The organism is Caldicellulosiruptor changbaiensis (assembly GCF_003999255.1).
Taxonomy (GTDB): Bacteria; Bacillota; Thermoanaerobacteria; order Caldicellulosiruptorales; family Caldicellulosiruptoraceae; genus Caldicellulosiruptor; species Caldicellulosiruptor changbaiensis.
On record NZ_CP034791.1, the window covers coordinates 371775 to 394511 of the forward strand.

Genomic DNA, 22737 nt, shown 5'->3' on the forward strand with positions numbered 1-22737 from the left:
TGTCTCATAATATAGCGCAATAATTGTTGTTTAGACAGCCCTCGATAAATTTGATTTTTGAGAAGGTAGCAAACAAGGGGTGGAATATTAGTGATTTCAACTTTATGGGACCCAAACGTAGATGAAGAAAGATATAAAAATCCCATAATACATGCTGACTATTCAGATCCTGATGTAATCAGGGTTGGCAGTGACTATTTTTTAGTTGCGTCAAGTTTCAACTGCGTGCCAGGTCTTCCCATACTTCATTCAAGGGATTTAATCAATTGGAAAATTGTAAATTACGCAGTTGAGAGACTTCCTTCACCTGAGTATGATACTCTTCAGATAGGTAAAGGTATATGGGCACCTGCAATTAGATATCATGAAGAGAAGTTTTACATATATTTTAGTATGCCTGATAATGGTATATATGTATGCTATACAGATGACCCGTTTGGCAAATGGTCGGATATCCACTTGGTAAAAGCAGCAAAGGGATGGATTGATCCATGTCCTTTTTGGGATGAAGACGGAAATGCTTACCTTGTAAATGCCTTTGCAAAGAGCAGGATAGGGTTTAATAGCAAGCTTTGTGTCTCAAGGTTATCAGCAGACGGATTAAGAGTATTAGATGAGGGTAAAATCGTCTTCGATGGCGCAAAAACACAGCCGACAATTGAAGGGCCTAAACTTTATAAGAGAAATGGTTATTATTACATATTTGCACCTGCAGGTGGAGTAAAATTTGGGTGGCAGACGGTTTTGAGATCGAAAGATATCTATGGGCCATACGAAGAGAAGATAGTGCTTCATCAGGGAAAGACCAAAATAAATGGTCCTCATCAAGGTGCATGGGTTGAGACAGAAAAAGGTGAGCACTGGTTTGTGCATTTTCAAGACAGAGGTCCGTATGGAAGGGTAGTCCATCTTCAGCCCATGAGATGGGAAGATGATTGGCCAGTAATTGGCGTTGATATAGATGGTGATGGTATTGGAGAGCCTGTTGAAGAGTATAGAAAGCCAAACACAAACCACAAAAATGAATATGATTTTTACTTAGAATGCTCAGACCATTTTGAAAAGCCCCAAATTTCACTACAATGGCAATGGCACGCAAATCCTCAAGATAATTGGTATTCACTTGAAAAGAGAAAAAGCTATTTGAGATTATATGCGGTTGGGAATCTGATAAATAACAATAAAGTAAAAAGTATATTCTTTATGCCAAATCTTTTACTACAAAAAATTCCAGCACCTGAATTTATAGCAACTGCAAAACTTGAGGTTAATTTTAATAAAGAAGGTTCTTATGCTGGCATAATAGTAAGCGGCAATAGATATTCTTCTATTGGGATAAAAAGAGAACAAAAAAAGTTAAGTCTTGTGCAGATTTTAGGTGATGTGAAAGAAGATGTGGTTGAGAAAACAGTGGCTAAGATGCCGATAGAAGCATCTCAGGTTTTTTTAAAAATCAGTGTTAAAGAAGGAGCCGTTTGTAAGTTTTCATTCAGTTTTGATGGCAAAAAATTTATAGATTTCGGTACAGAGTTTATACCCCGAGAGGCTATCTGGGTCGGCTCAAAAATAGGGCTTTTCTGCATAAATACCTCAGGAGAAAATAGAGTTATCCAATCAGATTATGCTGACTTTGATTATTTCAAGATTGAAAACTTTAGAAAGGAAGATGGGTGTTGAAAAAGTTAAAGGAGCTTGTAAAGAAGAATTACTCTGTTAGGATGTCAGACAGTGTTATTAAAAAGTTTCCGAACCTTACTGATAAATGGCAGTATGACTATGGTGTTGTTTTTAAAGGGATGGAATATGTTTATGAGATGACAAAAGATGAGAAGTATTATGAGTACATTAAAAGAAACATAGACTTCTTTGTGAATGAGGATGGGTCAATAAAGAAGTATTCTAAAGAGGAGTACAACATAGACCATATAAACAATGGAAAAGCAATTCTGTTTCTATATAGGAAAACTGGTGAAGAAAAATACAAAAAGGCGGCACAGCTTCTACGCGACCAGCTAAGAACGCATCCAAGGACAGTGGAAGGTGGTTTTTGGCACAAAAAAATCTACCCACATCAAATGTGGCTTGATGGTATCTACATGGCATCACCTTTTTATGCTGAATACGCAACGTTAATAGGGCAGGATGAGGCAGACGAGATCTTTGACGATGTTGCAAAGCAGGTAATCTTGTGTGCAAAACATACCAGAGACCCTGTCACAGGTCTCCACTACCATGGCTGGGATGAGAGAAGAGAGCAAAGATGGGCAAACAAAATTACAGGCTGCTCGCCAAATTTCTGGGGAAGGGCAATGGGCTGGTTTGCAATGGCCGCAGTAGATGTCCTTGACTTTCTGCCGCAAGACCATCAGTCAAGAGAAACAATTTTGGCTATCTTCAAGCAGCTCGTTGACGCTGTTATCAAGTATCAAGACCCTGAGATAGGTGTTTGGTACCAAGTTGTTAACTTTATAGGCAGAAATGGAAATTATCCAGAAGCATCAGCTTCTTGCATGTTTGCATATGCACTTGCAAAGGGTATAGAAAAGGGGTATTTGGACTGCAGTTATGTAAAAGCACTTGAAAGAGCGTATGAAGGAATAATCTACAGGTTTGTTGAAGAGGATGAAGAGGGGCTTTTGAATCTCAATGGTGTTTGCATGGTAGCAGGCTTGGGTGGAAATCCGTATAGAGATGGTTCTTTTGAGTACTATATAAGCGAGCCAATAAAGACAAACGACCTCAAAGGTGTTGGGGCGTTTATAAAGGCAAGTGCATGGATTGAAAGACTATTCAAATAAGTTGTGGAACAGAAAATTTTTAAAAGGAGGACAACCCTGATGTTTTTAAATGTTCGTGATTTTGGAGCGGTGGGAAATGGACAGGTAAAAGATACAGAAGCATTCAAAAAGGCGATTGAAGCAAGTTGGGAACAAGGCGGTGGGACGGTTTATGTACCTGCTGGAGTTTATCTAACCGGTCCCATTCATCTGAAGAGCAATATAACCCTCTATATAGAAAGTGGGGCTATATTAAAATTTTCCAACGACCCGGCTGATTTTCCTTTAGTTTATACAAGATGGGAAGGCGAAGAACAAGAAGTATACTCTCCACTAATTTATGCCGAAAATGCAGAAAACATTGCAGTTGTTGGATTTGGCACAATAGATGGGCAGGGCGAGATGTGGTGGAAACTTCACAGAAATAAAGAACTAAAATATCCAAGACCAAGGACAATTTGCTTTTACAGGTGCAAAAACGTGACTATTGAAGGAATAAAGATTGTCAATTCACCAAGCTGGACGGTAAACCCAATCGAATGTGAGAATGTCACAGTTCACAATGTCAAGATTCAAAACCCTTATGATTCTCCTAACACAGATGGGATAAATCCTGAGTCTTGCAAAGGTGTTAGAATCTCAAACTGCTACATAGATGTTGGCGATGACTGTGTAACTTTAAAATCCGGAACAGAAGATTGCAAGGTGAGGATTCCTTGTGAGAATATAGCAATTACAAACTGCATAATGGCACATGGTCATGGTGGGGTTGTCATTGGCAGTGAAATGAGCGGTGGTGTTAGAAATGTTGTCATTTCAAACTGCATTTTTGAGGGCACAGACAGGGGAATAAGAATAAAAACCCGCCGTGGAAGAGGTGGGATTGTTGAAGATATAAGAGTTTCAAACATTGTGATGAAGAATGTAATGTGTCCATTTGCGTTTTATATGTACTATCACTGCGGCAAAGGTGGAAAAGAAAAGAGAGTTTGGGACAAGTCTCCTTATCCTGTTGATGAATCGACTCCAATTGTAAGAAGAATTTATATAAGCGATGTGATTGTAAGGCAGGCGCGAGCAGCAGCTGGATTTTTGTATGGTCTTACAGAGATGCCAATTGAAGATGTTATGTTTTCAAATGTCACAGTTGAGATGGCACAAAACCCTGAGCCTGAACTTCCTGCTATGATGAGCTATTTAGAGCCGATGGCAAAAAAAGGGTTTGTCATAAATACTGTGAAGAATATAAGATTTATGAATGTTACTGTGCTGGAACAGGAAGGTGTTGCTTTTGAACTTAACAATTGTGAAAATGTAGAGTTTTACAGATGCAGGGCAAAAGATACAGCAGATTATGCCAAGATTTTGAGTCTGAATAATACAATGAATCTGATTGCCGAGTGAGAGGGAAATTAAGTATTTGCTAAATGTAGGGGTATGCTCTTTGGCAACAAGGCAAAAAAGAGCATACCCCTTTTTTGTATTCTTACCATAGCTTTTCAACATCCAAACTATTGCTATCAACCGGTATCATATAAAAGCAAAATTCAAATTTCTCATCTTTGATTAAGTACTTTTCAAGCGGGCCGGGGCCACAGCTCTGGCTCCCGATACCACCAATTTTGTAGTCCACATTCACAACAATTCCATCTGCTTTTGTCAGCTCGTATGTGTGTTTTGCTTTTGTGAGCACATCATCAGTATATTCTCTTGCACTGAAGTTAAATGTAGGAATGCCTTTAATACAAAGTCCTATTCCGTATATATTGTATACAAAAGCCCATCTAACGTTGCACCTGTTTCCATATTCCTGGGGCATTATATATGGAACATACATATCTTTTATAGCCATGTCATATACTCCCACAATAGCGCTTTGTTTTATATCAGGATAGTTTTCGTGAGGTCCCCTTCCGTAATATTTGACATATTCAAACTCTTTTGGCATCATAAACTGCAGTCCTATCTTTGGAAGTGGCGGAAGTTCTCTTAGAGCCCGCGCATATACATTTGTTTCTATAATTCCTGATTTAAAAACCTTGTAGCTTATAGTCACTTCAAATACAGGTTTTACTGAATATGCGCCATATACCGAAGTTGTTTGTACTTTGAAGTACTCGCTGTGCTCTTCAAAGCTGACATTTACAATTCTTCTTTGAAGCTTGTCAAATCCAGCTTTTATCCATTCGTTTTTGATATGCACATCATTATCTGTTGGAGCCCTCCAAAGATTGAACCTTGGCGAGGATTTTATAAAATCAAGACCGTTGTGCTTCAGGCTTTTTAAATCACCTGTCCATCTGCAAAACTCTGCTAATATGCTGCCTGCAAAAACTACCACTTTGTCAGGAAAACCTACTACTTCAAACCTGTTTTGCTTTGACAAAATGACATTTGCTTTCTCAATTTTTTGCACAGCATCTTGAGGGGTGTCTTCTTTAAGTGCAATCTGTGACCTTGTTATAACAAAACCCCTCTTTGCCCAGTCTGTGGAATTTTTGAGCTTTGCTGTAAAGGTAATAAAAATTTCTCCGCTGCAGCCTTCCAAAATCTCTTTGACTTCGTCAATTTTGACCTCTTTTGAAGAGTGAGGCAGTACATCGTTCACATCAACAAAGCCCTCTTTTACAACCCTGCCACCTAACAGAAGTTCCCATTCAACTTCAATGTGATTCAAAGATATAAAATCATACCTATTTGTGATCTTGAAAATTCCGCTTTCTTTATCTAAAAGCTCAATAACAACTGGTTCGTAAACTTTCTTGAGCTCAATCATCCCGGGAGATGGAGTTCTGTCAGGGGAAAGGAGTCCGTCTATACAGAAGTTACCATCGTTTGGCTCATCTCCAAAATCCCCGCCGTAGGCATAGTACTCTTTCCCATCAGGTGTCTTTGTCAAAATTCCGTGGTCTGCCCACTCCCACACACATCCACCTAAAAGCCTTGGGTATTTGTATATCACGTCCCAGTACTCTTTGAGGTTTCCAGGACCATTTCCCATTGCATGTGCATACTCACACATGAAAAATGGCCTTTTTTCTTGCTTCTTGCCCTCTTCTTCAAGTTTTTCTACTGGAGGGTACATTACACTTACTATATCCACAACTTCAGCATCACGGGCACTTTCATAATGAATAGGACGGCTATTATCATATGACCTTATCCACTGTGCCATTTTATCATGATTTGGGCCGTAGCCAGATTCATTTCCAAGCGACCACATGATGATTGATGGATGGTTTTTGTCCCTCTTTACCATCATCTTTGCCCTTTCGACAAACGCATCTTCCCAAGCAGGGTCTTTTGCCAGAAGTCCCCAGTCACCAGCTGCTCCAAATCCGTGGGTTTCCAGGTCAGCCTCATCAATCACATAAATGCCAAGTCTGTCACACAGCTCTAAAAAATAAGGATGGTTGGGATAGTGTGAGGTTCTTACACAGTTTATATTGTGCTGTTTCATCAAGGTTATGTCTTCTTGCATAATCTTTCTTGTCACTGCAAATCCAACTCTCGGGTGCATGTCATGCCTGTTGACACCTTTGAGTTTAATTGGAACATTATTTAGGTAAAACACGCCATCTTTTATTTCGATTTTCCTAAATCCAAAGTTTTGAGGAATAATTTCCAACATGCCGCCGGAGCTATCTTTCAATGCTACAATTAATGTATAAAGGTTGGGTAGCTCTGCACTCCACAACCTTGGACTTTCAATTTGAAATTCAAAAGCTACAGAAGCTTGGCCATTTGCAGAAAGTCTTGATACTTTGTTTGAGCTTTTGATTAAAGTTTTATCAAAGAAAACTTGTACCTCTATACTGAATTCTTTTTGGTCATTGCTTCTGTTTTCAATTTCAATCTCAGCAGTCAAGTGTCCTTCTTTGAGGTCATCACTCAAAATTGGTTTTAAATACACATCTCTTACAAACACCTTTGGTCGCAGAAGAAGATACACATCTCTGAATATTCCACTCATTCGCCATTTGTCCTGGTCTTCTAAGTAAGTTCCATCTGAATATTTTAAAACAACAACTGTGATAGTATTTCTTCCTTCTTGGACAAATCTTGTTATGTCAAACTCATGCATCATGTGAGAGACCTTTGAAAAACCAGCAAACTTACCGTTAATATATACATAAAATGCTGAGTCTACCCCTTCAAATACAACAAATATTTCTTTGTCTAAGTCTTGTTGAGAAATATAAAACTCCCTTTTGTAGACACCTGTTGGGTTTATATCTGGTACAAACGGTGGGTCGACAGGGATGGGATATCTGGTATTTGTATAAATTGGTATGTCATAGCCAAACATCTGAAAGTTACTTGGGACAATAATCTGGTCAAAATCGCAGGTTTTTGGATCTGCCAAGATAATATCCTCTGTCACCATGCAAGGCATATCAAAAAGTTTAAAATACCACTTTCCATTCAGTAGCCTAAAAAGATTTGAAAGCTCCCATTCATTTTCTAAAGCTTTTTGATGATTGTCAAAAGGTATAAAAGAACCTCTTGACTCTTCTCTGTTTATATGCTGAATTTTTGGATTTTGATAGTAATTTTTGTCAAGCATATAAATCCACCTCACATGTTTTAAAATTACTGTGGTTTTTGTGTACATTATTCATTTTACTTTATCAAAATGTAGACATACAATATCAAAAAACTAAAAACAATATAAGGATATTAAGATCAAACAAAAGGAAAAAAATAAGGAGCTGCCAACTTATTTCTGTGACAGCTCCCATTTTTTGAACTTTTAATTTTCTGGTGGTTTATACTTGCCTGCAACCAGGTCCTCTAAATCTTTTAGCACCTTTTGAACCTGCTCTTTTGCAATCACAAAATCAGACTTTCCGTTTCGAACAACCATGTAAAAGTCGTCGTTGTAAGGGATGTACTCCATCACATCAACCTTTTTGTTGACAAGATAGAACTTCATGGTAACCTCGGGTGTGCCTGTTGGCTTTTTGTCGTTTTCACCGTCAATTAGAAGGCCAATGATTTCCTGATAGAATTTTTTGAATGTATCTTCGTCAATCTTTCGACCGTCTGCCTGGAAGTTATATTTGTACTCATCAGCTTCTTCTTCGCTTCTTGCTTTTTTGATTAGCTTTTTGTCAAGTATAAGGGTGTGTTTCTTCTCTTTTGTGAAGATTTCAATCTTGTCAACATAATCGATGTTTACAATATAAGCAAACTTTTCTATGAGGTCAAAAGGCTTTATGGTATTCATGAAATCTGTTTTGTAAGTTGACATTGTAAATACAACTTTCGAGTCAGCCATTCTGCAGTAAACAGTTGAGTCATCTGCATTGTTGCCGACAAAAAGATGCAAAGTGTTTTTGTTATCCTTTACAATGAGCTCTATCCTTGGCGACTGCAATCCGTACTTAGGATTGTATACATCTTCACCAACTATGTCTTCAGGACTGAAATTTGGAACATTTTCAATGAACTCTGAAAACTTATCGCTTGCAACTCCCACTGGCTGGCTGTATGGCTGAACCAAGTTCCAAAGCCTTACATAGTATTTCCATTCATTATCTTCTTTGTTCTTTTCGTCTACTTTCTTTATTTCAATTGTCGGCTGTCCTTTTCTCACAAGCTTTACATAAGTGATATTTTGAGTATCAATCTCTGGTATCTTAACACTCAGAAGCTTCTGAGGTTTTATGGTAAAATTTTCTGCATGGTTTGTCCACACAACATAAACTTTTGGGTCACCTTTTTTCATTAAATAATAAGTGGAAGTTATTGGTGTCTCTGACCCAAGATAAAATGTAACTTTTTTACCGTCGCTGAGTGTTGCCTCAACAATTGATTTTGGATTGTCAAGACCGTATTTTTTAAGGTCTTTGGGGTTGGTGTCAGCAACCTTTTCGGCTGTCATTTGAGCGCATGAAAAGGCTATGTCGTCTATCTTGTCCTGGTCGAAATAAAGAGGGTTGTTGATTCCATTTACAATCCACTTGTCTTTGACCTTTTCGAGCACAAGGTGAATGCCATCGTGCTTAATATCTATCTTTGTAATCTTGTTTCTATCAAAATTTGTTATGGTAACAGAGGCTGAAGAGGACTTTTTTTCTTCAGCCTCTTGTTTTTTCTTGTTCACATAGCTTACATAAAAGTACGCGCCAATTATAAGCACCAAAACCAAAAGTACTGATACAATTGTGAAAAGCCTGTTTTTCTTCTTTCTCATAGATGTCTCCTCCTCAGCCATACAGTTAATCCTAGTACCAGAATAACAATTGGTATTCCAACAACAGTGATTGCTGCCCAGACCATAGCCTGTGTTGTACTAATATTGAGCCTGAAGGTTGTAAGGTCTTTTGGTTGAATTTGCAGGTTGTCTTTTTTGTCCTGAAGCCAATTAAGGGCGTTTACTACAAAGTTAAGGTTTCCAGGCACACCCTTGGATACCTGAAAACTTGCAAAAGTTGCATTGCCAACTATCACAACCTTTGCATCTTTTGGCCTTAACTTTGTATTGAGAGCATCAGCTTTGTCTGTTATTGCAACAGCCAAAGTGAATGGACCGCTTATATCGCCCTTTTCCTTAGATAGCGAGGTTGAATTTAAATCTTTTCTGAGCCATGAATTTGACGTTGTTGTGAGAAGTTTTTCAATAGTTATTGTTCTTTTCTTAAATTTTGTCTCTACAATTGCCTGAGCGCTTGGCAAGAGCATATACATATTGTTTAAGTCTATTGGGTTTACAATATCATGTGATTCAAGCTTTGGTAAAATCCATACAGGATTGCCTGCATTGTAGTTGTTATCCCCTTCCATAACAACACCATGTTCAAGCCTTACACCTAAGCTTTCAAAAAGGCTGTTGAAGTTTTTAAGCTCATCTTTGAGAAGGTCCATCAAAAATAGAACTCTTCCGCCACCATTTATATAGTCTTTTAATTTCTTTAGCTCTATGTCAGATATATCAGTCTTTGGTGAAATTACTACAACAGCTGATGCATCCTGTGGAACACTTTTTTCAGTAAGAAGATTTAAATCCTTTATCTCAAAATTTGCAGCTTCAATCTCACTTGAGATTCCAAGTCCAACAAATGTCTCTTCTCCATGACCTTTTAGTTCATATACAATAGGTGTTTTTTCAGAAGTAACATAAAGTATCGCAGGTGTCAGTTTTTGTTCAATTGTAAGACCTGTTACGTTTGATTCGCCTGTCTGCTCATCGTATGAATAATCAACCATGTCATATCTGTTTATTACTCTGAACTTGCTACCGCTTTCGACAATGAGTGATCCCTCATCAATTCCTGAACCGCTTGTGTCATATTTTTTAACAAACCCTGGGTTTTTATAAGGGTCTATGTATTTAATTTTTACATGAGAGGATTTTTCAGCATATTTCTGGATAAACTCAGATATTACAGGGTTTTCATTTCCGGTCGGGAAAAGAGCATAAATTGTAACGTCTTTTTTTAGATTTTTCAAAAGGTCAACTGTGGGCTTTGAAAGTGAGTATAGTCTGTTGTGTGTAAGGTCAAGCTTTGCTGGAATTTGACCAACCAAAAGGTTCAAAACTATCAGGATAGCGATTACAGATGCAGTCAGCATAGCAGCGTATCCGCCATATTTGAACTTTCTTGTCTTAAATGAGCTTTTTATACTCTTTAAATCGAGCTTCACCATTTCTTCCCCCTTTTTTAGCTCCATCTTCTTTTCTCAAGTACTCTTATTGTGAGGAATATGAAAACAAATATAAAAGATAGATAGTAGACTATTGATGACAAATCCAGAAGTCCGTTTGTGAATTTTTGATATCTACTTAAAAGCGAAAACCATTTGAAAAATCTAACTATAGCATTGTCGTAAAACTCTGGTTTTAAGATGTATACTGCAACAAATGACCCTGCTCCTATAATTGCTGCTGATACACTAATGATTATATTTCTTATAGTGAGGTAAATCCACGCGCAAACCAGACCTACAAGGATTAGAACAAATACAAATCCTGCAACTCTATCTGTTGGAAGAGCACTTTCCAGCCAATCTATAACCCATGTCAAAAGCAAAGCAGAAAATGTCACAACAGCTGCAATGAACTGGTTGTCTGTCAGTGATGATATAAAAAGACCTATTGAGATAAATGAACAGCCAAGAAGGAAAAATCCTATATATGCACCCAAGGTTTCTGCAACGGGAATGTCACCGTAAAAAGAAAGTATTATGGGATACAATATGGTAACGGCAATGGTGATAACAAAAACAGTAACAGCAGCCAAATACTTGCCAAGCACAATTTCAGTAAGTTTCAGCGGTGATGTTAAAAGAAGCTGGTCTGTCTTTGTTCTTGCTTCTTCACTTAATAGTCTCATTGTAAGCACTGGCACAACAACTAAGAATATGAACGTTATGTTACCAAGCACTGATGTATAGTTCGGGCTTGCTGGAAAAAGGTTTGACACTGCAAAGAAAAATCCTGAAATCAAAAGGAAAAATCCCATGAATATATATCCTGTTGGTGTTGAGAAATATATTTTTAGCTCTTTTTTCAAAACTGCACTCATACAGCTTCAGCCTCCTTCTCCTCGGTTGTGAGCTGCAGGAATATCTCCTCAAGCGTCAGGTCAACTGCTCTCATCATAAGAATAGGAAGTTTTGCTTCGCTCAGCGCATAAAATATATCTGCCCTTATATCTATATCATTTTCTGATTCAACAATGACCTCAACAGTATTTGGTTCTTTTGGACCGATAAATTCTATGTATTTTACTCCTGGCACCTTTTCAAGTATTCCATAAACCTTTTGTCTTTGACCTAATACTCTCAATTGTAGTTTGCTTCCGTGGGTAAGTCTTTTTGACAGATTCTCAGGCGTGTCACTTGCAACTATCTTTCCTTTGTTGATTATAAGAACTCTTTCACACACTGCGCTTACCTCTGGCAGGATATGTGAGCTCAAGATTATTGTATGTTCACTTCGAAGATTCTTTATAACAGACCTAATCTCAATTATCTGCTTTGGGTCAAGTCCGATTGTAGGTTCGTCCAGAATCAAAACAGGTGGGTTTCCAATCAAAGCCTGGGCAAGTCCAACTCTTTGCTTGTAGCCTTTAGAGAGATTTTTTATGAGCCTGTTTCTCACGTGGGCAATGCCAACAGTTTCCATTATCTTGTCTATGCTTCTTTTTTTCTCTTTTTTATCTACCTTTTTAATGTCGCTCACAAAATCAAGGTATTCTTGCACAGTCATGTCCATATAAAGCGGTGGGTTTTCAGGAAGGTATCCAATTCTTTTTTTCACTTCTTCGGGCTCTTCTAAGATGTCAAATCCGTCAACGTAGGCTGTTCCTTCTGTGGGTGATAAATACCCTGTTATGATATTCATGGTGGTAGACTTTCCAGCACCGTTTGGACCCAGAAAACCAACAATTTCCCCCTTTTGCACTTCAAATGAGATGTCGTGAATTGCATAGTGCTGGCCATACTTTTTAGTTAAGTGTTCGACCTTTATCAAAAATTATCCCTCCTCAGATTGACAATGTATATGGTTGTACAGTTTTAATTATAGTATAAACTATAACATAATGTGTGAACAATTTGTTAAATTATTTTTTGCTCAGTTTCGTTTGAATATCTTCTTTTAGCTATCACATACAAGCTTTAATAAGATTCTTGCTTATCACAGGCTGTGGTGCACACTTGGGCATTGAGAAAACAGCAATTTACCACGATTCCAAAGATGAGATGTGCATATTGACTGGTCATTTGTAAAAGCTATTCAAATCACAGTGGAGAATCATTTGGCTTGTTCAGAATATCTGAGTTAACAAATATAAGTGTTTCAACAAAAAAGACTCTCCGCTTCTCTGCAGAGAGCCTTTACTGCTTTAAGATTTATGTATCTTCTAAATTTTCACACCCTTTAAAAATGCGATGTCTTGCATATTCTTCCCACATACAGATTCAATAATTGTCATATCCTTTTCGAGTTTTACAATTTTTTGAGTATTCTCCTCAGTTTGTTTAAATAGAGCTTGATGTTCTTTGCTGTTATTTGAAATTACAGAGTTTAACAAACCTTCCATCCTTGCAAGCTGGTGAGTAAAGTTGTCATGTTCAGCTTTGTTTACCTGTGCTAAATGTTCTAATGCTTTTAAGATTTGAGTATTTTCTGCAACTTGAAGTTCTAATTTTTCAACTCTCTTTTCGAGACTATCAACTCTCTTTTCAAGGTTTTCCACTCTCTTTTCAAGGCTTTCGACTTTCGTTTCAAGTCTGTCAAGCCTTGCCTCAAGCCTGTCAATCTTTTGGTCCAAGGTTTCAACCTTTTGTAAGATAAGCTCTAAGATTTCTCTATCACTCATTTTTATCTCCTCACGAAAGTTAAAATACGACTTGACTATAATTATAACTCATTTAGTTGGAAAAATCTATTCAAAAGATTATAAAAAGATATATCCTAAGAAGATCAAGTATAAAACCCCACCAAACAAAAGTGCAATTGGATTTACAGATTTTTTAATCTTAACCCATGTAAGATTTAAAAGAGCAGACATAAATGCCAAAATAGCTGAAACCATTGTTATACCTTTTAAATTCCATGGTGTAAATATTATTCCAAACACAACTGGAACAGAGGATTGAAATACCATTGCACCTGTGATATTTCCGAGGGCAAGAGTGTCTTTATTCTTTCCAATCCAGATAATAGAATTTAGTTTCTCAGGTAGCTCTGTTGCTATAGGTGTAATGATTATTGAAAGTATTAATGCAGGCACACCAATCAGCATCGCAACCTTTTGGACATAATCAACAAATAAATGAGCGCCATAAATTATCAAGAAAAGGGAAAATAATAGCTGTATCAATATCCACAAAAGGTTATTAGGAAGTTTTAAAAACCTTGTAAAGTAAAGTTGTTCTAACTCTTGTCCTTCATCATTATCACTCTCATCTGCAAGTGTCTTTTTTGCATATATAAGATAAGCTACAAACAATCCAATTGCAATTATTCTTCTTATAACTTTATGATTGTGAATAAATGTTGTCAAAACTGCAATTCCATATACAATGAGAAAATAAGTAAGGTCACGCTCAAATACACTCAAGTCAACATTCATCTTCAATGTCCTTTTTCTAAAAAGAGTGTAGACTATTACAGCAAGTCCAGTTATGAAAAAGGCCAAAGTACCGAGCATAAAAGGGGCGCCGGCAATTGCCCCAATACCAACATCATGTGAGCTTTCTCCTTTGGCAAACAGAATTGCAATAATAGGTATTATGGTCTCGGGCAGAGCAGTTCCAACCGCTGCCAGGATACTTCCAACTGCCCCCTGTCCTAAGTTCATCCTTTTGCCAAACCATTCAACCGCATTGGTGAAAAAGGTACATCCAAATAGGATTACAACTAAGGAAGCAATGAGTTTTATAACATATCCAACTACCACTTTGTGCCATCCCTTTCTTTTGTAGTGATTTTATTCTTTTGGATAAATAAAGAGTACTACGTTAATACAAAAAATGTCAAGCAAAAGTAACTTTTTAAAACCTATAAAAGTTTTTTCTAATTTCCTTTATGTTCATCTACAAAAAAGTGGCGAGTTATATATTTTACTACTTCTACAATGGGTATTATGGAAATTGAAGCCAGAATTACAATTGTCCATTGAGTAAAACTTAAAACAGCAAGCCTAAATATTTCTCTCAACTGAGGAACTACTAAAACCACGGTTTGAAGTGCAAATGAAGCAATAAACGCAAGATTTAGATATTTATTAGAAAACACCCCCATTTTAAACAATGAATTTATATTTGAACGAACATTGTAGGCATGGGTAAGCTGTATAAGACTTAATGTCATAAATGTCATAGTTATAGCAACCTTTGTATCATAGAATTTGCTTCCAATAAAAAATACCAAAAGTGTTATCAGGCCCTTTAAAAGGCCTTGATAGAGAATCGAAAAGCCAAGACCACCTGCAAAGATATTCTCAGAAGACTTTTTAGGTTTTCTTTTCATAACATCACTTTCTGCCTTTTCTACGCCAAGTGCCAAAGCTGGGAAAGTGTCAGTCACAAGGTTTACCCAAAGGATGTGTATAGGGTACAATACTGTCCAATTCAAAAGGGTTGCCAAAAACAGCGTGACAACCTCACCAATGTTTGATGACAGCAAAAACTGTATTGCTTTTCTGATGTTATCATATATCTTTCTTCCTTCCTCAACTGCTGCAACAATTGTTGCAAAGTTGTCATCAGCCAGAATAATATCAGAAACACTTTTTGTAACATCAGTTCCTGTAATTCCCATTCCAACTCCAATGTCAGCCGCTTTCAAAGCAGGGGCATCATTGACACCATCACCTGTCATTGCAACTATTTTACCATGGTCTTTCCATGCTTTGACTATTCTCAATTTGTGCTCAGGAGAAACTCTTGCATATACTCGTACCTCTTTTACTTTTTCTTTTAAAGTCTCATGGTCTAACTTCTCAATTTCAGTGCCTGTCAAAACTTGAAGGTTTTCGGCTTTATTTGTATCAATTATTTTCAAGTCTTTTGCAATAGCTAAAGCTGTGTCTTTATGGTCACCTGTTATCATAACAGGCAAAATTCCAGCATCATAGCAAACCTTGACAGCATCATACGCCTCTTTTCGAGGTGGGTCAATCATGCCAACAAGTCCGACAAAAATTAGATTATCTTCAATTGTGTTTTTGTTTTGAAGCTGAGTTTCATCTATTTCTTTATAAGCAAAAGCTAAGACTCTTAAGGCATTTGAAGACATTTCTTTATTTGCCTGCAAAATTTTGTTAATAGCTTTTTCATCAAGAGGAAGTATCTCATCTTTTATCATTATAAATCTGCATTTGTCAATTATCACATCAACAGCACCTTTTGAAAAAACCACAAGGTTTTGGTCATTTTTAACCTCATGAACTGTTGTCATCATCTTTCTTGTAGAGTCAAATGGTATTTCATATACACGCTTCATTACTTTCTCAATAGCATTTTTGTTGAGTCCCTTTTCATAAGCAAATTTTACAAGCGCAGTTTCTGTTGGGTCTCCAATAAATTTTGGCTGTTTGTCTATTAACTCCATTTTGACATCGTTGCAAAGAGCCATTATCCTGAATAAAATCTTTGTGGTTGTGTCTTCAAGGTCGAGATTATCTGATAAATTATCGTTGCAATAAATTTTTACAACATTCATCTTGTTTTGTGTAAGAGTACCAGTTTTATCTGTGCAGATGACCTCTACTCTTCCCAGAGTTTCTATTGAAGAAAGCCTTCTGATAATAGCATTTCTTCTTGCCATTTTTTGCACACCAATTGCAAGCACAATGGTAACAATTGCAGGAAGACCTTCGGGAATTGCAGCAACAGCTAATGATACTGCTGTTAAAAACATCTCAAATACATCTCTTTTGTAAAGAACTCCTGTGATAAAGACAATAAATGCAATTGCTAAGATTCCCACAGTTAGATACTTTCCGATTTCTTCTAACTTTTCATGAAGGGGTGTTTTAGTCTCTATGTTAGATTGGATATTCACAAAGTTGGCAATTTTGCCTATCTCTGTTTTCATACCTGTTGCAACAACTACACCTTTTGCCCGACCGTATGTGACAACTGTACCCATAAAAGCCATATTGGTTCTTTCTGCAATAGGCGAAGATTGGTCTAAGATTGCATTTGCATCTTTTTCAACAGGAATAGATTCGCCGGTTAAAGCGGACTCGTCTATTTTTAGGTTGTAACTCTCAACAAGTCTTAAATCTGCTGGAACAATGTCTCCTGCCTCAATTTCAACTATATCTCCGACTACAAGCTCATCTGTCTTGATTTGCATAAGATGACCATTTCTATAAACCTTTGCATAAGGCATATTGAGTTTTTTAAGTGCTTCTATGGCCTTTTCAGCTTTTAGCTCTTGTGCAACTCCAAAGACAGCGTTAATAATCAAAACAGCAATAATTATTGCAGCATCCGCAGCCTCGCCAAGAAAGATTGAGATTATGGCTGCAGCAATTAATACAAGTACCATTACATTTTTAAACTGTTCCACAAAAAGGGAAAATATTGACTTTTTCTTTCCTTCTTCAATAATGTTTTTTCCATATAGTTTTAGTCTTTGCTCAGCTTCGTCAAAAGCAAGACCATTTGGACTTGTTTTTAGATTTTCAATCACTTCCTCAATGCTCTTTGAATGAAAATTAAAACTTTGTTGGATCAAAGTTCCAAAACACCTCCTCAGACAGTTTTTTTGAAAGTTTTGCAACAGTATATTATGAGTATTGCCAAAAGTTTTTATGGGCAAATAAAAAAGACTTTTAACATGTGACACTTAACATCACATGTTAAAAGTCTCGCACGCCCACGTCTTTTGATGGGCCCTTATCCCCAGAGAAGGTAAAAAAACCTTCTCGCGAATGTTGAGGATAAGGCTTTTGTGGTGCTACTCCCTTTTAACATAAACAAAGGAAATAGCAAAGTTATAAATAGTGATTAATGTATTAAAAATCTTGTTAAAAATTTTATTAGACACTATTCTTTGTTAGGCTACATTCAGCCTAACTGGGTGTAACCCCACACCCTCTCTCCCCTCTGCTAACGCTTTGGGGAATACTTTCTAATTCTTTTTAGTTAGTTAACTCCTTTATGCACACCATTGTTTTGGCGCCTAACTATGCAAGGTTTGATAACCTTACAGTGAGCGAATTCCACCGAGGGGTTTTCAACCTCTGTGCATAAATTCATCGTCCTTCGAATTAAGAAAGTATTAAGGTCTAAAACCTTTCTTATTATTTGTCAACTCTTTTATATCATAATTCTACATTAAAAAAAATAAATTTTCAAGTCGTTTTGAAGATTTGAGTAAAAGCTTTTTCTGTGTAAATTTAACCATAAAGTCCATATTATTTCAAATTAGAAATTGAAATTTTGTGATATACATCTTAAAATTTTTCAATAGAAAAATTGATAACAACTTTGGGCTTTCCACGAAAAGGGGGAAGGCAAAGTGAAGGGACGAAAAAGGCCTCTACAAACTTTTTTTAAATCTTTGGCGTTTACCTTAGCAGCGCTAATGATATTTTCTATCGGAGCTGTAGGTGGAACAATTGCAGCTTATATTAAGGCCATTCCCCCTGGAACTTTGGATGAGATTGCAGAAGATACAATAAATAGTACTACCATAGTATTTGATGAAATGGGAAAAGAGGTAGCTACTTTAAACAGGGGGCAAAGTGGTATTAGAGTTTCGTATAATCAAATTCCCACAGACCTTATAAATGCTTTTATTGCAATTGAGGATGAAAGATTTTGGTATCACAATGGGATTGACATAAAAAGAATTATTGGGGCCTTTATCCATAATCTTCAAAGAAGAAGCTTATCAGAGGGTGCAAGCACAATAACCCAGCAGCTTGTGAGAAATAAGCTTTTGATGTTTGAAAAGTCATTTAAAAGAAAGATACAAGAGCAGTATTTAGCAGTTCAGCTGGAAAAGAGACTTACAAAACAGCAGATTTTAGAAGAGTATTTAAATACAATAAACCTTGGAAGTGGTGCCTATAGTGTTCAAGCTGCTGCATATACTTACTTTGGCAAAGATGTCTCAAAATTATCTTTGGCTGAATGTGCGCTGATTGCCGGGATAACAAAAAATCCTTCTTACTACAATCCATTTAAGTTCCCTGAACATGCAAAGAAAAGGCAAGAACTTGTATTAAAAAAGATGTTAGAATTAGGGTATATTACTGAAAAACAATATTATCAAGCAATTAATCAAAAGCTTGTGTATGCAAAAAATAACAGCAGAAATTTACTTCCATACAAACATCCTTATTTTGTGGATTCTGTTATAGATGAGGCCATTGAAATACTTCAAAGACAAAGGGGAATTACAAAAGAAGAGGCAGAGGACTTGGTCTATGGGGGAGGACTTAAGATTTACACAACATTGGACAGTAGTATTCAAAGCGCGATGGAGCAAGTTTTTTCAGATTCAAGGTATATGCCTACAGTTAGGTTTTATGACAAAAATGGAATTCCCCAGCCCCAAGCAGCAGCTGTGTTGATTGATTTTAGAACAGGGGCTGTAAAAGGTATAATGGGTGGCAGAGGGAATATGAATGCAGTCCGAGTTTTTAACAGAGCTACCATGTCTGTACGCCAGCCAGGCTCTGCAATAAAGCCTATTGCTGTTTATGCCTTAGCTTTAGAAAGAGGTTATAGCCCATGGAGCATTGTATTAGATGCACCTTTCTCCATTGGTGGATATGCACCTAAAAACTGGTATGCAAATAAAACTGGCTATAGCAGTTACAAAGGTTATATGACACTTAGACAGGCTCTTGTGTGGTCAGCTAATGTGCCGGCGGTAAAGCTTGCATACAAGTTGGGTGTTCAAAATGTTTATGAAAATCTCCGAAAATTTGGATTTACTACTTTGACCGAGGAAGACAAAAACAACTTGTCCATTGCAATTGGTGGTTTTACCTATGGAGTAAAACCAATTGAACTGACGGCTGCATTTGCAGCAGTTGCAAATGGAGGAGTATATAAAAAACCACATTTTATCACAAAAATAGAGGATAGATACGGCAATACTATTTATGAGTACAGTTATGAGAGCAAAAGAGTGATGGAAGAAAAGAATGCGCAGCTTTTGACTGATATGCTTCAGAGTGTTGTAAAAACAGGGATAACCATTGGTACGAGCTTTGATTATCCTGTTGCAGGCAAAACAGGTACAACTGACGATAACAAAGACAGGTGGTTTGTAGGATATACCCCCGATTATGTTTTAGGTGTGTGGGTAGGTGAAGATGAGCCAAGGTCTTTGGACTATCTTGATGGAACAAATCCTGCAGTAAAGATTTTTAAAGGAATTATGGATAAGATTGTGAGTGAGAGAGGAATAAAACATAACTTTACAAAGCCATATGTGGTGTATAAAAGTTATAATTACAAAAATATAAAGTCTTCAGAGAATTCGCAACTGGTTACCAAACCTCAGACAACAACATTGGAATCAAAATTTTACAATATTCTGAAGGTAAATGAAATGAATAACCCTCAAAATCTAACTGTCAATACACAATCTCCCTCACAAAATACTGAACCTACGGTGATGGAAGAGCAGAAAGACACTGGTGGTACCCAGGCTGTTGGTACGCAACAGGAAAAAATAGATGAAAAACCACCCGTTCAATCTTCAGATGAACAAATTTCAGAAGATGACAGTTCAACACAGGCAAATGTACACCAAAATGAGACATCTACAGGCACCTCATCACAAGGTGTCTTAAGCGTAGAAGAAGAGGTATACGGTAATTGATATAAAGTAATAACAAATATATGTTCGCTATTGACATTAAAATAGACACCTTTATAATACAAGATATAAAAAAATAAACAAACCGATGGCAAAGGTGCCTCGGAGAAGAGGTACCTTTGCCTTTTTTAATTTCATATGGCTTTTTAAAACATAATAGCTTTTATACCTCTCTTTCACTTTTTTGGCATTGAGATAGGCAATTACTATTATATCATCCTAAAGAGTCTATTGCAACAAGCAAAAAAGGGGTAGCTTAGGGGGAGAAGAATTGAAGGAGGTATAAGTCCAAAATGTCGCATTGTCATGTATTATGAGGTGTTTTAAATGGACTTAAAACAGATAAATGAAGTATATTGTATACTAAACTCAACAAATATTGGAAGTATTAAAGATGGTAAAAAGATTATTCTTTTAGATAGGGGATTAGATGATGATACAGCCAGGAAAATACTAAAAATCTTGGAGTAAAGTAAGTTTTTACCCAAAAGCCTTAATAAATATACATTCTTATCCAGACCATTGTGGAGGGAACTCTTATTTGAAAGAAAAAATACGTGCAAAAGTATAAGCTCATGAAATAGAAGCTGGTTTAACAGAATGTCTTATTTAGGCCATTGTGTTTCTTTTCAGAGGCAAGTACTATTAAAGATAAAAAAAATAAATTCTTAATGGCAAGACCTTCCGCGGTTGATTATGTTACTAAGAAATGACGGAAGAAAATTATTTTTTGATGAAACAGAATTGGAAATTATTCAGTTGCCAGGATACTCGCCTAACCAAAGTGGTATAGCAATTAAAGACATTTTATTTTGTGCAGATTCTGTTTTATATAGATATTGATAAACAAAAAGAAACTTTAAAGTTTCTTAAGGAACACCAACTATAAATTTTATATCCCAAGTTATGTATAAACATCAAGCAGTATTATGTATTTGGTTGATACTAGTTTAGAGATGATCAAGAGTGTTAAGAGATATCTTACGGAGGATATAGGAGGGGAGAAAATGAGTGAAGAAATTTTGAAGGAATTATGTGGTCATTATAAAATTAAAAATTATGAAATTGAAAAAAGCAATATTACTTGATGAATACAGTAACAATGGTTTTTCTAAGTTCGATGGATAAAAGAAGTATGTTTGAGTTCGCAATAAAAGAACAATATTTTATACTGGTGAAAGAGATAATGATACCAACTTCACTGGTGGGGAACACTCGGTTGTGTTTCTCCTTGCCCTCATTTCGGTCAGGTGATATAACGCCGGTTATCCGGTGCACTTCGTTCGACTAAAATCTGATTCAGCTGGACTTCGTATAGCCTGATTAATTCGTGTTAGATATTTTACATTATACTCTTAAAAAATTTAATCAAAAATTGCTCAACAAAAAGAAGAGTTTGAAAGAGAGATATTTTTGTCTTTTTTGATAGCAAAAGTATAACTAAGTTGGATTGAAATATGACTTTAATATACCAATATTTAACAAAAAGGAGGTTAGCCAAAGTGAATATAAATTCATTTTATTACATTCCTACAAAAATTATCTTTGGGCAAAATTGCATTATGCAAAATCCGGAGGTTTTTTCAATAGGTAAAAAGGCATTTATTATTACTGGAAAAAGCTCAAGGTTAAATGGTTCGCTTCAAGATGTCGAGGCTGTGCTTGAAAAAAATAAAATAGAGTATGAAGTCTTTGATGGGGTAAAGAGCAATCCAGACTTTGAAAATGTTGATATGGCAGCAGAAAAAGCAAAAAAGGTAAAGGCAGATTTTATAATTGCGATAGGTGGGGGGTCTGTAATTGATGCTGCTAAAGCAGTAGCTGCGATGGTGACAAATGGATTCGAGGCTGAAGAACTATTTTCAAAAAAGATAAGCAATATGCCTTTACCTATCATAGCTATACCAACTACAGCAGGCACAGGTAGTGAAGTTACTCCTTATTCAATCTTAACTTCTCATAAAGATGGTACAAAAAAGAATTTTTATAATCAACACAATTTCCCTGTAGTAGCTTTGTTAGATCCACGATATACTTTAAGTTTGTCATATGAAGTTACAGTTGATACTATGTTAGATGCTTTTTCACATTTGGTAGAGGGATATTTTTCAAAAAAGTATAATATCTTATACCAGGGATTTGTAGAAAATGGCTTAAAGTATTTAGGAAAGTCACTAAAGGATATAGAAAAAGGTACAATTGATATACAAACCAGAGAAATGCTACTCTTTTCCTCTTTGTTAGGAGGGATAGTAATTGCTCATACAGGCACATCTTTTGTCCATGCAATGGGTTATCCTTTGACCTATTATAAAGATATTCCCCATGGAAGAGCTAATGGTATATTAATTTCAGAATTTCTTAGATTTTATCTTGATTCGGAAAAAGATAAGGTATTGAATGTATTGGGACTGTTGGGTTTAAGAAGCATAGAAGAGTTGGAGAATATAATAGATAATTTGATAAAAGACAAAATTGTTATCCTTAAGTTTACAGACGAGGAACTTAAACATTACACTACGATTGCATTTAGTTCACCAAATATTTTGAATAGTAGTAAACCAATTAATGAGACTGGTATATATGAAATTTACAAAAGGATATTTTTAAAATGAAAACCTAATTTTAGGTTTAATCAGAAGGTGAAGACAT

Annotated in this window: 15 protein-coding genes; 7 read left to right on the forward strand and 8 right to left on the reverse strand. The window is 36.3% G+C overall.

Translation table 11 applies throughout. The annotated features are described in order from the left end of the window. Positions 1 to 90 precede the first annotated feature (90 nt). Genes ELD05_RS01675 through ELD05_RS01685 form a run of 3 tightly spaced genes read left to right on the forward strand, consistent with a single transcriptional unit; the run spans position 91 to position 4181 of the window. Positions 91 to 1677, forward strand: a complete 1587-nt coding sequence (locus ELD05_RS01675) for a glycoside hydrolase family 43 protein (RefSeq protein WP_127351113.1) — start codon at positions 91 to 93, stop codon at positions 1675 to 1677. Continuing rightward, the gene (locus ELD05_RS01680) at positions 1674 to 2798 is read left to right on the forward strand and encodes a glycoside hydrolase family 88/105 protein (protein ID WP_127351114.1); all 1125 of its coding nucleotides are present in this window, start codon (positions 1674 to 1676) and stop codon (positions 2796 to 2798) included. The genes ELD05_RS01675 and ELD05_RS01680 overlap by 4 nt, the downstream gene beginning before the upstream one ends. A gap of 39 nt (positions 2799 to 2837) precedes the next feature. Next, a complete protein-coding gene (locus ELD05_RS01685) occupies positions 2838 to 4181 on the forward strand; it encodes a glycoside hydrolase family 28 protein (RefSeq protein WP_127351115.1) in 1344 nt (447 codons plus the stop codon). 82 nt (positions 4182 to 4263) lie between these two features. Here the strand turns inward: ELD05_RS01685 and ELD05_RS01690 are convergent, their stop codons facing one another. The 8 genes from ELD05_RS01690 to ELD05_RS01725 all read right to left on the reverse strand — a co-directional run bounded on the left by ELD05_RS01690 (position 4264) and on the right by ELD05_RS01725 (position 16980). Next, the gene (locus ELD05_RS01690; RefSeq protein ID WP_127351116.1) at positions 4264 to 7344 is read right to left on the reverse strand and encodes a glycoside hydrolase family 2 TIM barrel-domain containing protein; all 3081 of its coding nucleotides are present in this window, start codon (positions 7342 to 7344) and stop codon (positions 4264 to 4266) included. 186 nt (positions 7345 to 7530) lie between these two features. After that, the gene (locus ELD05_RS01695) at positions 7531 to 8976 is read right to left on the reverse strand and encodes a DUF4340 domain-containing protein (protein WP_127351117.1); all 1446 of its coding nucleotides are present in this window, start codon (positions 8974 to 8976) and stop codon (positions 7531 to 7533) included. Beyond that, positions 8973 to 10430 carry a GldG family protein gene (locus tag ELD05_RS01700; RefSeq protein WP_127351118.1) on the reverse strand — a complete coding sequence of 486 codons (1458 nt, stop codon included), beginning with the start codon at positions 10428 to 10430 and terminating at the stop codon, positions 8973 to 8975. Before ELD05_RS01700 ends, ELD05_RS01695 begins: the two co-directional genes overlap by 4 nt. 14 nt (positions 10431 to 10444) lie before the next feature. Further along, positions 10445 to 11308: an ABC transporter permease gene (locus ELD05_RS01705; RefSeq protein WP_013402122.1), complete on the reverse strand. Its 864-nt coding sequence runs from the start codon at positions 11306 to 11308 to the stop codon at positions 10445 to 10447. After that, positions 11305 to 12258 (reverse strand): ABC transporter ATP-binding protein, encoded by a 954-nt coding sequence (locus ELD05_RS01710; protein WP_127351119.1) that lies wholly within the window; start codon positions 12256 to 12258, stop codon positions 11305 to 11307. Before ELD05_RS01710 ends, ELD05_RS01705 begins: the two co-directional genes overlap by 4 nt. 391 nt (positions 12259 to 12649) lie before the next feature. Then, positions 12650 to 13108 (reverse strand): nucleopolyhedrovirus P10 family protein, encoded by a 459-nt coding sequence (locus ELD05_RS01715; protein WP_127351120.1) that lies wholly within the window; start codon positions 13106 to 13108, stop codon positions 12650 to 12652. 78 nt (positions 13109 to 13186) lie between these two features. Continuing rightward, a complete protein-coding gene (locus tag ELD05_RS01720; protein ID WP_127351121.1) occupies positions 13187 to 14191 on the reverse strand; it encodes a sodium:calcium antiporter in 1005 nt (334 codons plus the stop codon). A gap of 116 nt (positions 14192 to 14307) precedes the next feature. Next, positions 14308 to 16980 carry a calcium-translocating P-type ATPase, SERCA-type gene (locus ELD05_RS01725; protein ID WP_333782521.1) on the reverse strand — a complete coding sequence of 891 codons (2673 nt, stop codon included), beginning with the start codon at positions 16978 to 16980 and terminating at the stop codon, positions 14308 to 14310. Positions 16981 to 17766: 786 nt separating this feature from the next. Here ELD05_RS01725 and ELD05_RS01735 point away from each other — a divergent pair. The 4 genes from ELD05_RS01735 (at position 17767) to ELD05_RS01740 (ending at position 22700) form a co-directional block, all read left to right on the forward strand. After that, positions 17767 to 20088 carry a transglycosylase domain-containing protein gene (locus tag ELD05_RS01735; protein WP_241243562.1) on the forward strand — a complete coding sequence of 774 codons (2322 nt, stop codon included), beginning with the start codon at positions 17767 to 17769 and terminating at the stop codon, positions 20086 to 20088. Between the two features lie 324 nt (positions 20089 to 20412). Then, positions 20413 to 20556 carry a hypothetical protein gene (locus ELD05_RS13940; RefSeq protein ID WP_164742560.1) on the forward strand — a complete coding sequence of 48 codons (144 nt, stop codon included), beginning with the start codon at positions 20413 to 20415 and terminating at the stop codon, positions 20554 to 20556. Between the two features lie 464 nt (positions 20557 to 21020). After that, positions 21021 to 21173 (forward strand): hypothetical protein, encoded by a 153-nt coding sequence (locus ELD05_RS13945; RefSeq protein ID WP_164742561.1) that lies wholly within the window; start codon positions 21021 to 21023, stop codon positions 21171 to 21173. 414 nt (positions 21174 to 21587) lie between these two features. Further along, on the forward strand, positions 21588 to 22700 hold the full coding sequence (locus ELD05_RS01740) for an iron-containing alcohol dehydrogenase family protein (protein WP_164742562.1): 1113 nt from the start codon (positions 21588 to 21590) through the stop codon (positions 22698 to 22700). Positions 22701 to 22737 lie beyond the last annotated feature (37 nt).

Bases quoted from the DNA above. Each gene is read 5' to 3' on its own strand.
- ELD05_RS01715 (WP_127351120.1), bottom strand. From the start codon at position 13,108: ATGAGTGATAGAGAAATCTTAGAGCTTATCTTACAAAAGGTTGAAACC.
- ELD05_RS01685 (WP_127351115.1), top strand. From the start codon at position 2,838: ATGTTTTTAAATGTTCGTGATTTTGGAGCGGTGGGAAATGGACAGGTA.
- ELD05_RS01690 (WP_127351116.1), bottom strand. From the start codon at position 7,344: ATGCTTGACAAAAATTACTATCAAAATCCAAAAATTCAGCATATAAAC.
- ELD05_RS01705 (WP_013402122.1), bottom strand. From the start codon at position 11,308: ATGAGTGCAGTTTTGAAAAAAGAGCTAAAAATATATTTCTCAACACCA.
- ELD05_RS13940 (WP_164742560.1), top strand. From the start codon at position 20,413: ATGGACTTAAAACAGATAAATGAAGTATATTGTATACTAAACTCAACA.
- ELD05_RS01700 (WP_127351118.1), bottom strand. From the start codon at position 10,430: ATGGTGAAGCTCGATTTAAAGAGTATAAAAAGCTCATTTAAGACAAGA.
- ELD05_RS01695 (WP_127351117.1), bottom strand. From the start codon at position 8,976: ATGAGAAAGAAGAAAAACAGGCTTTTCACAATTGTATCAGTACTTTTG.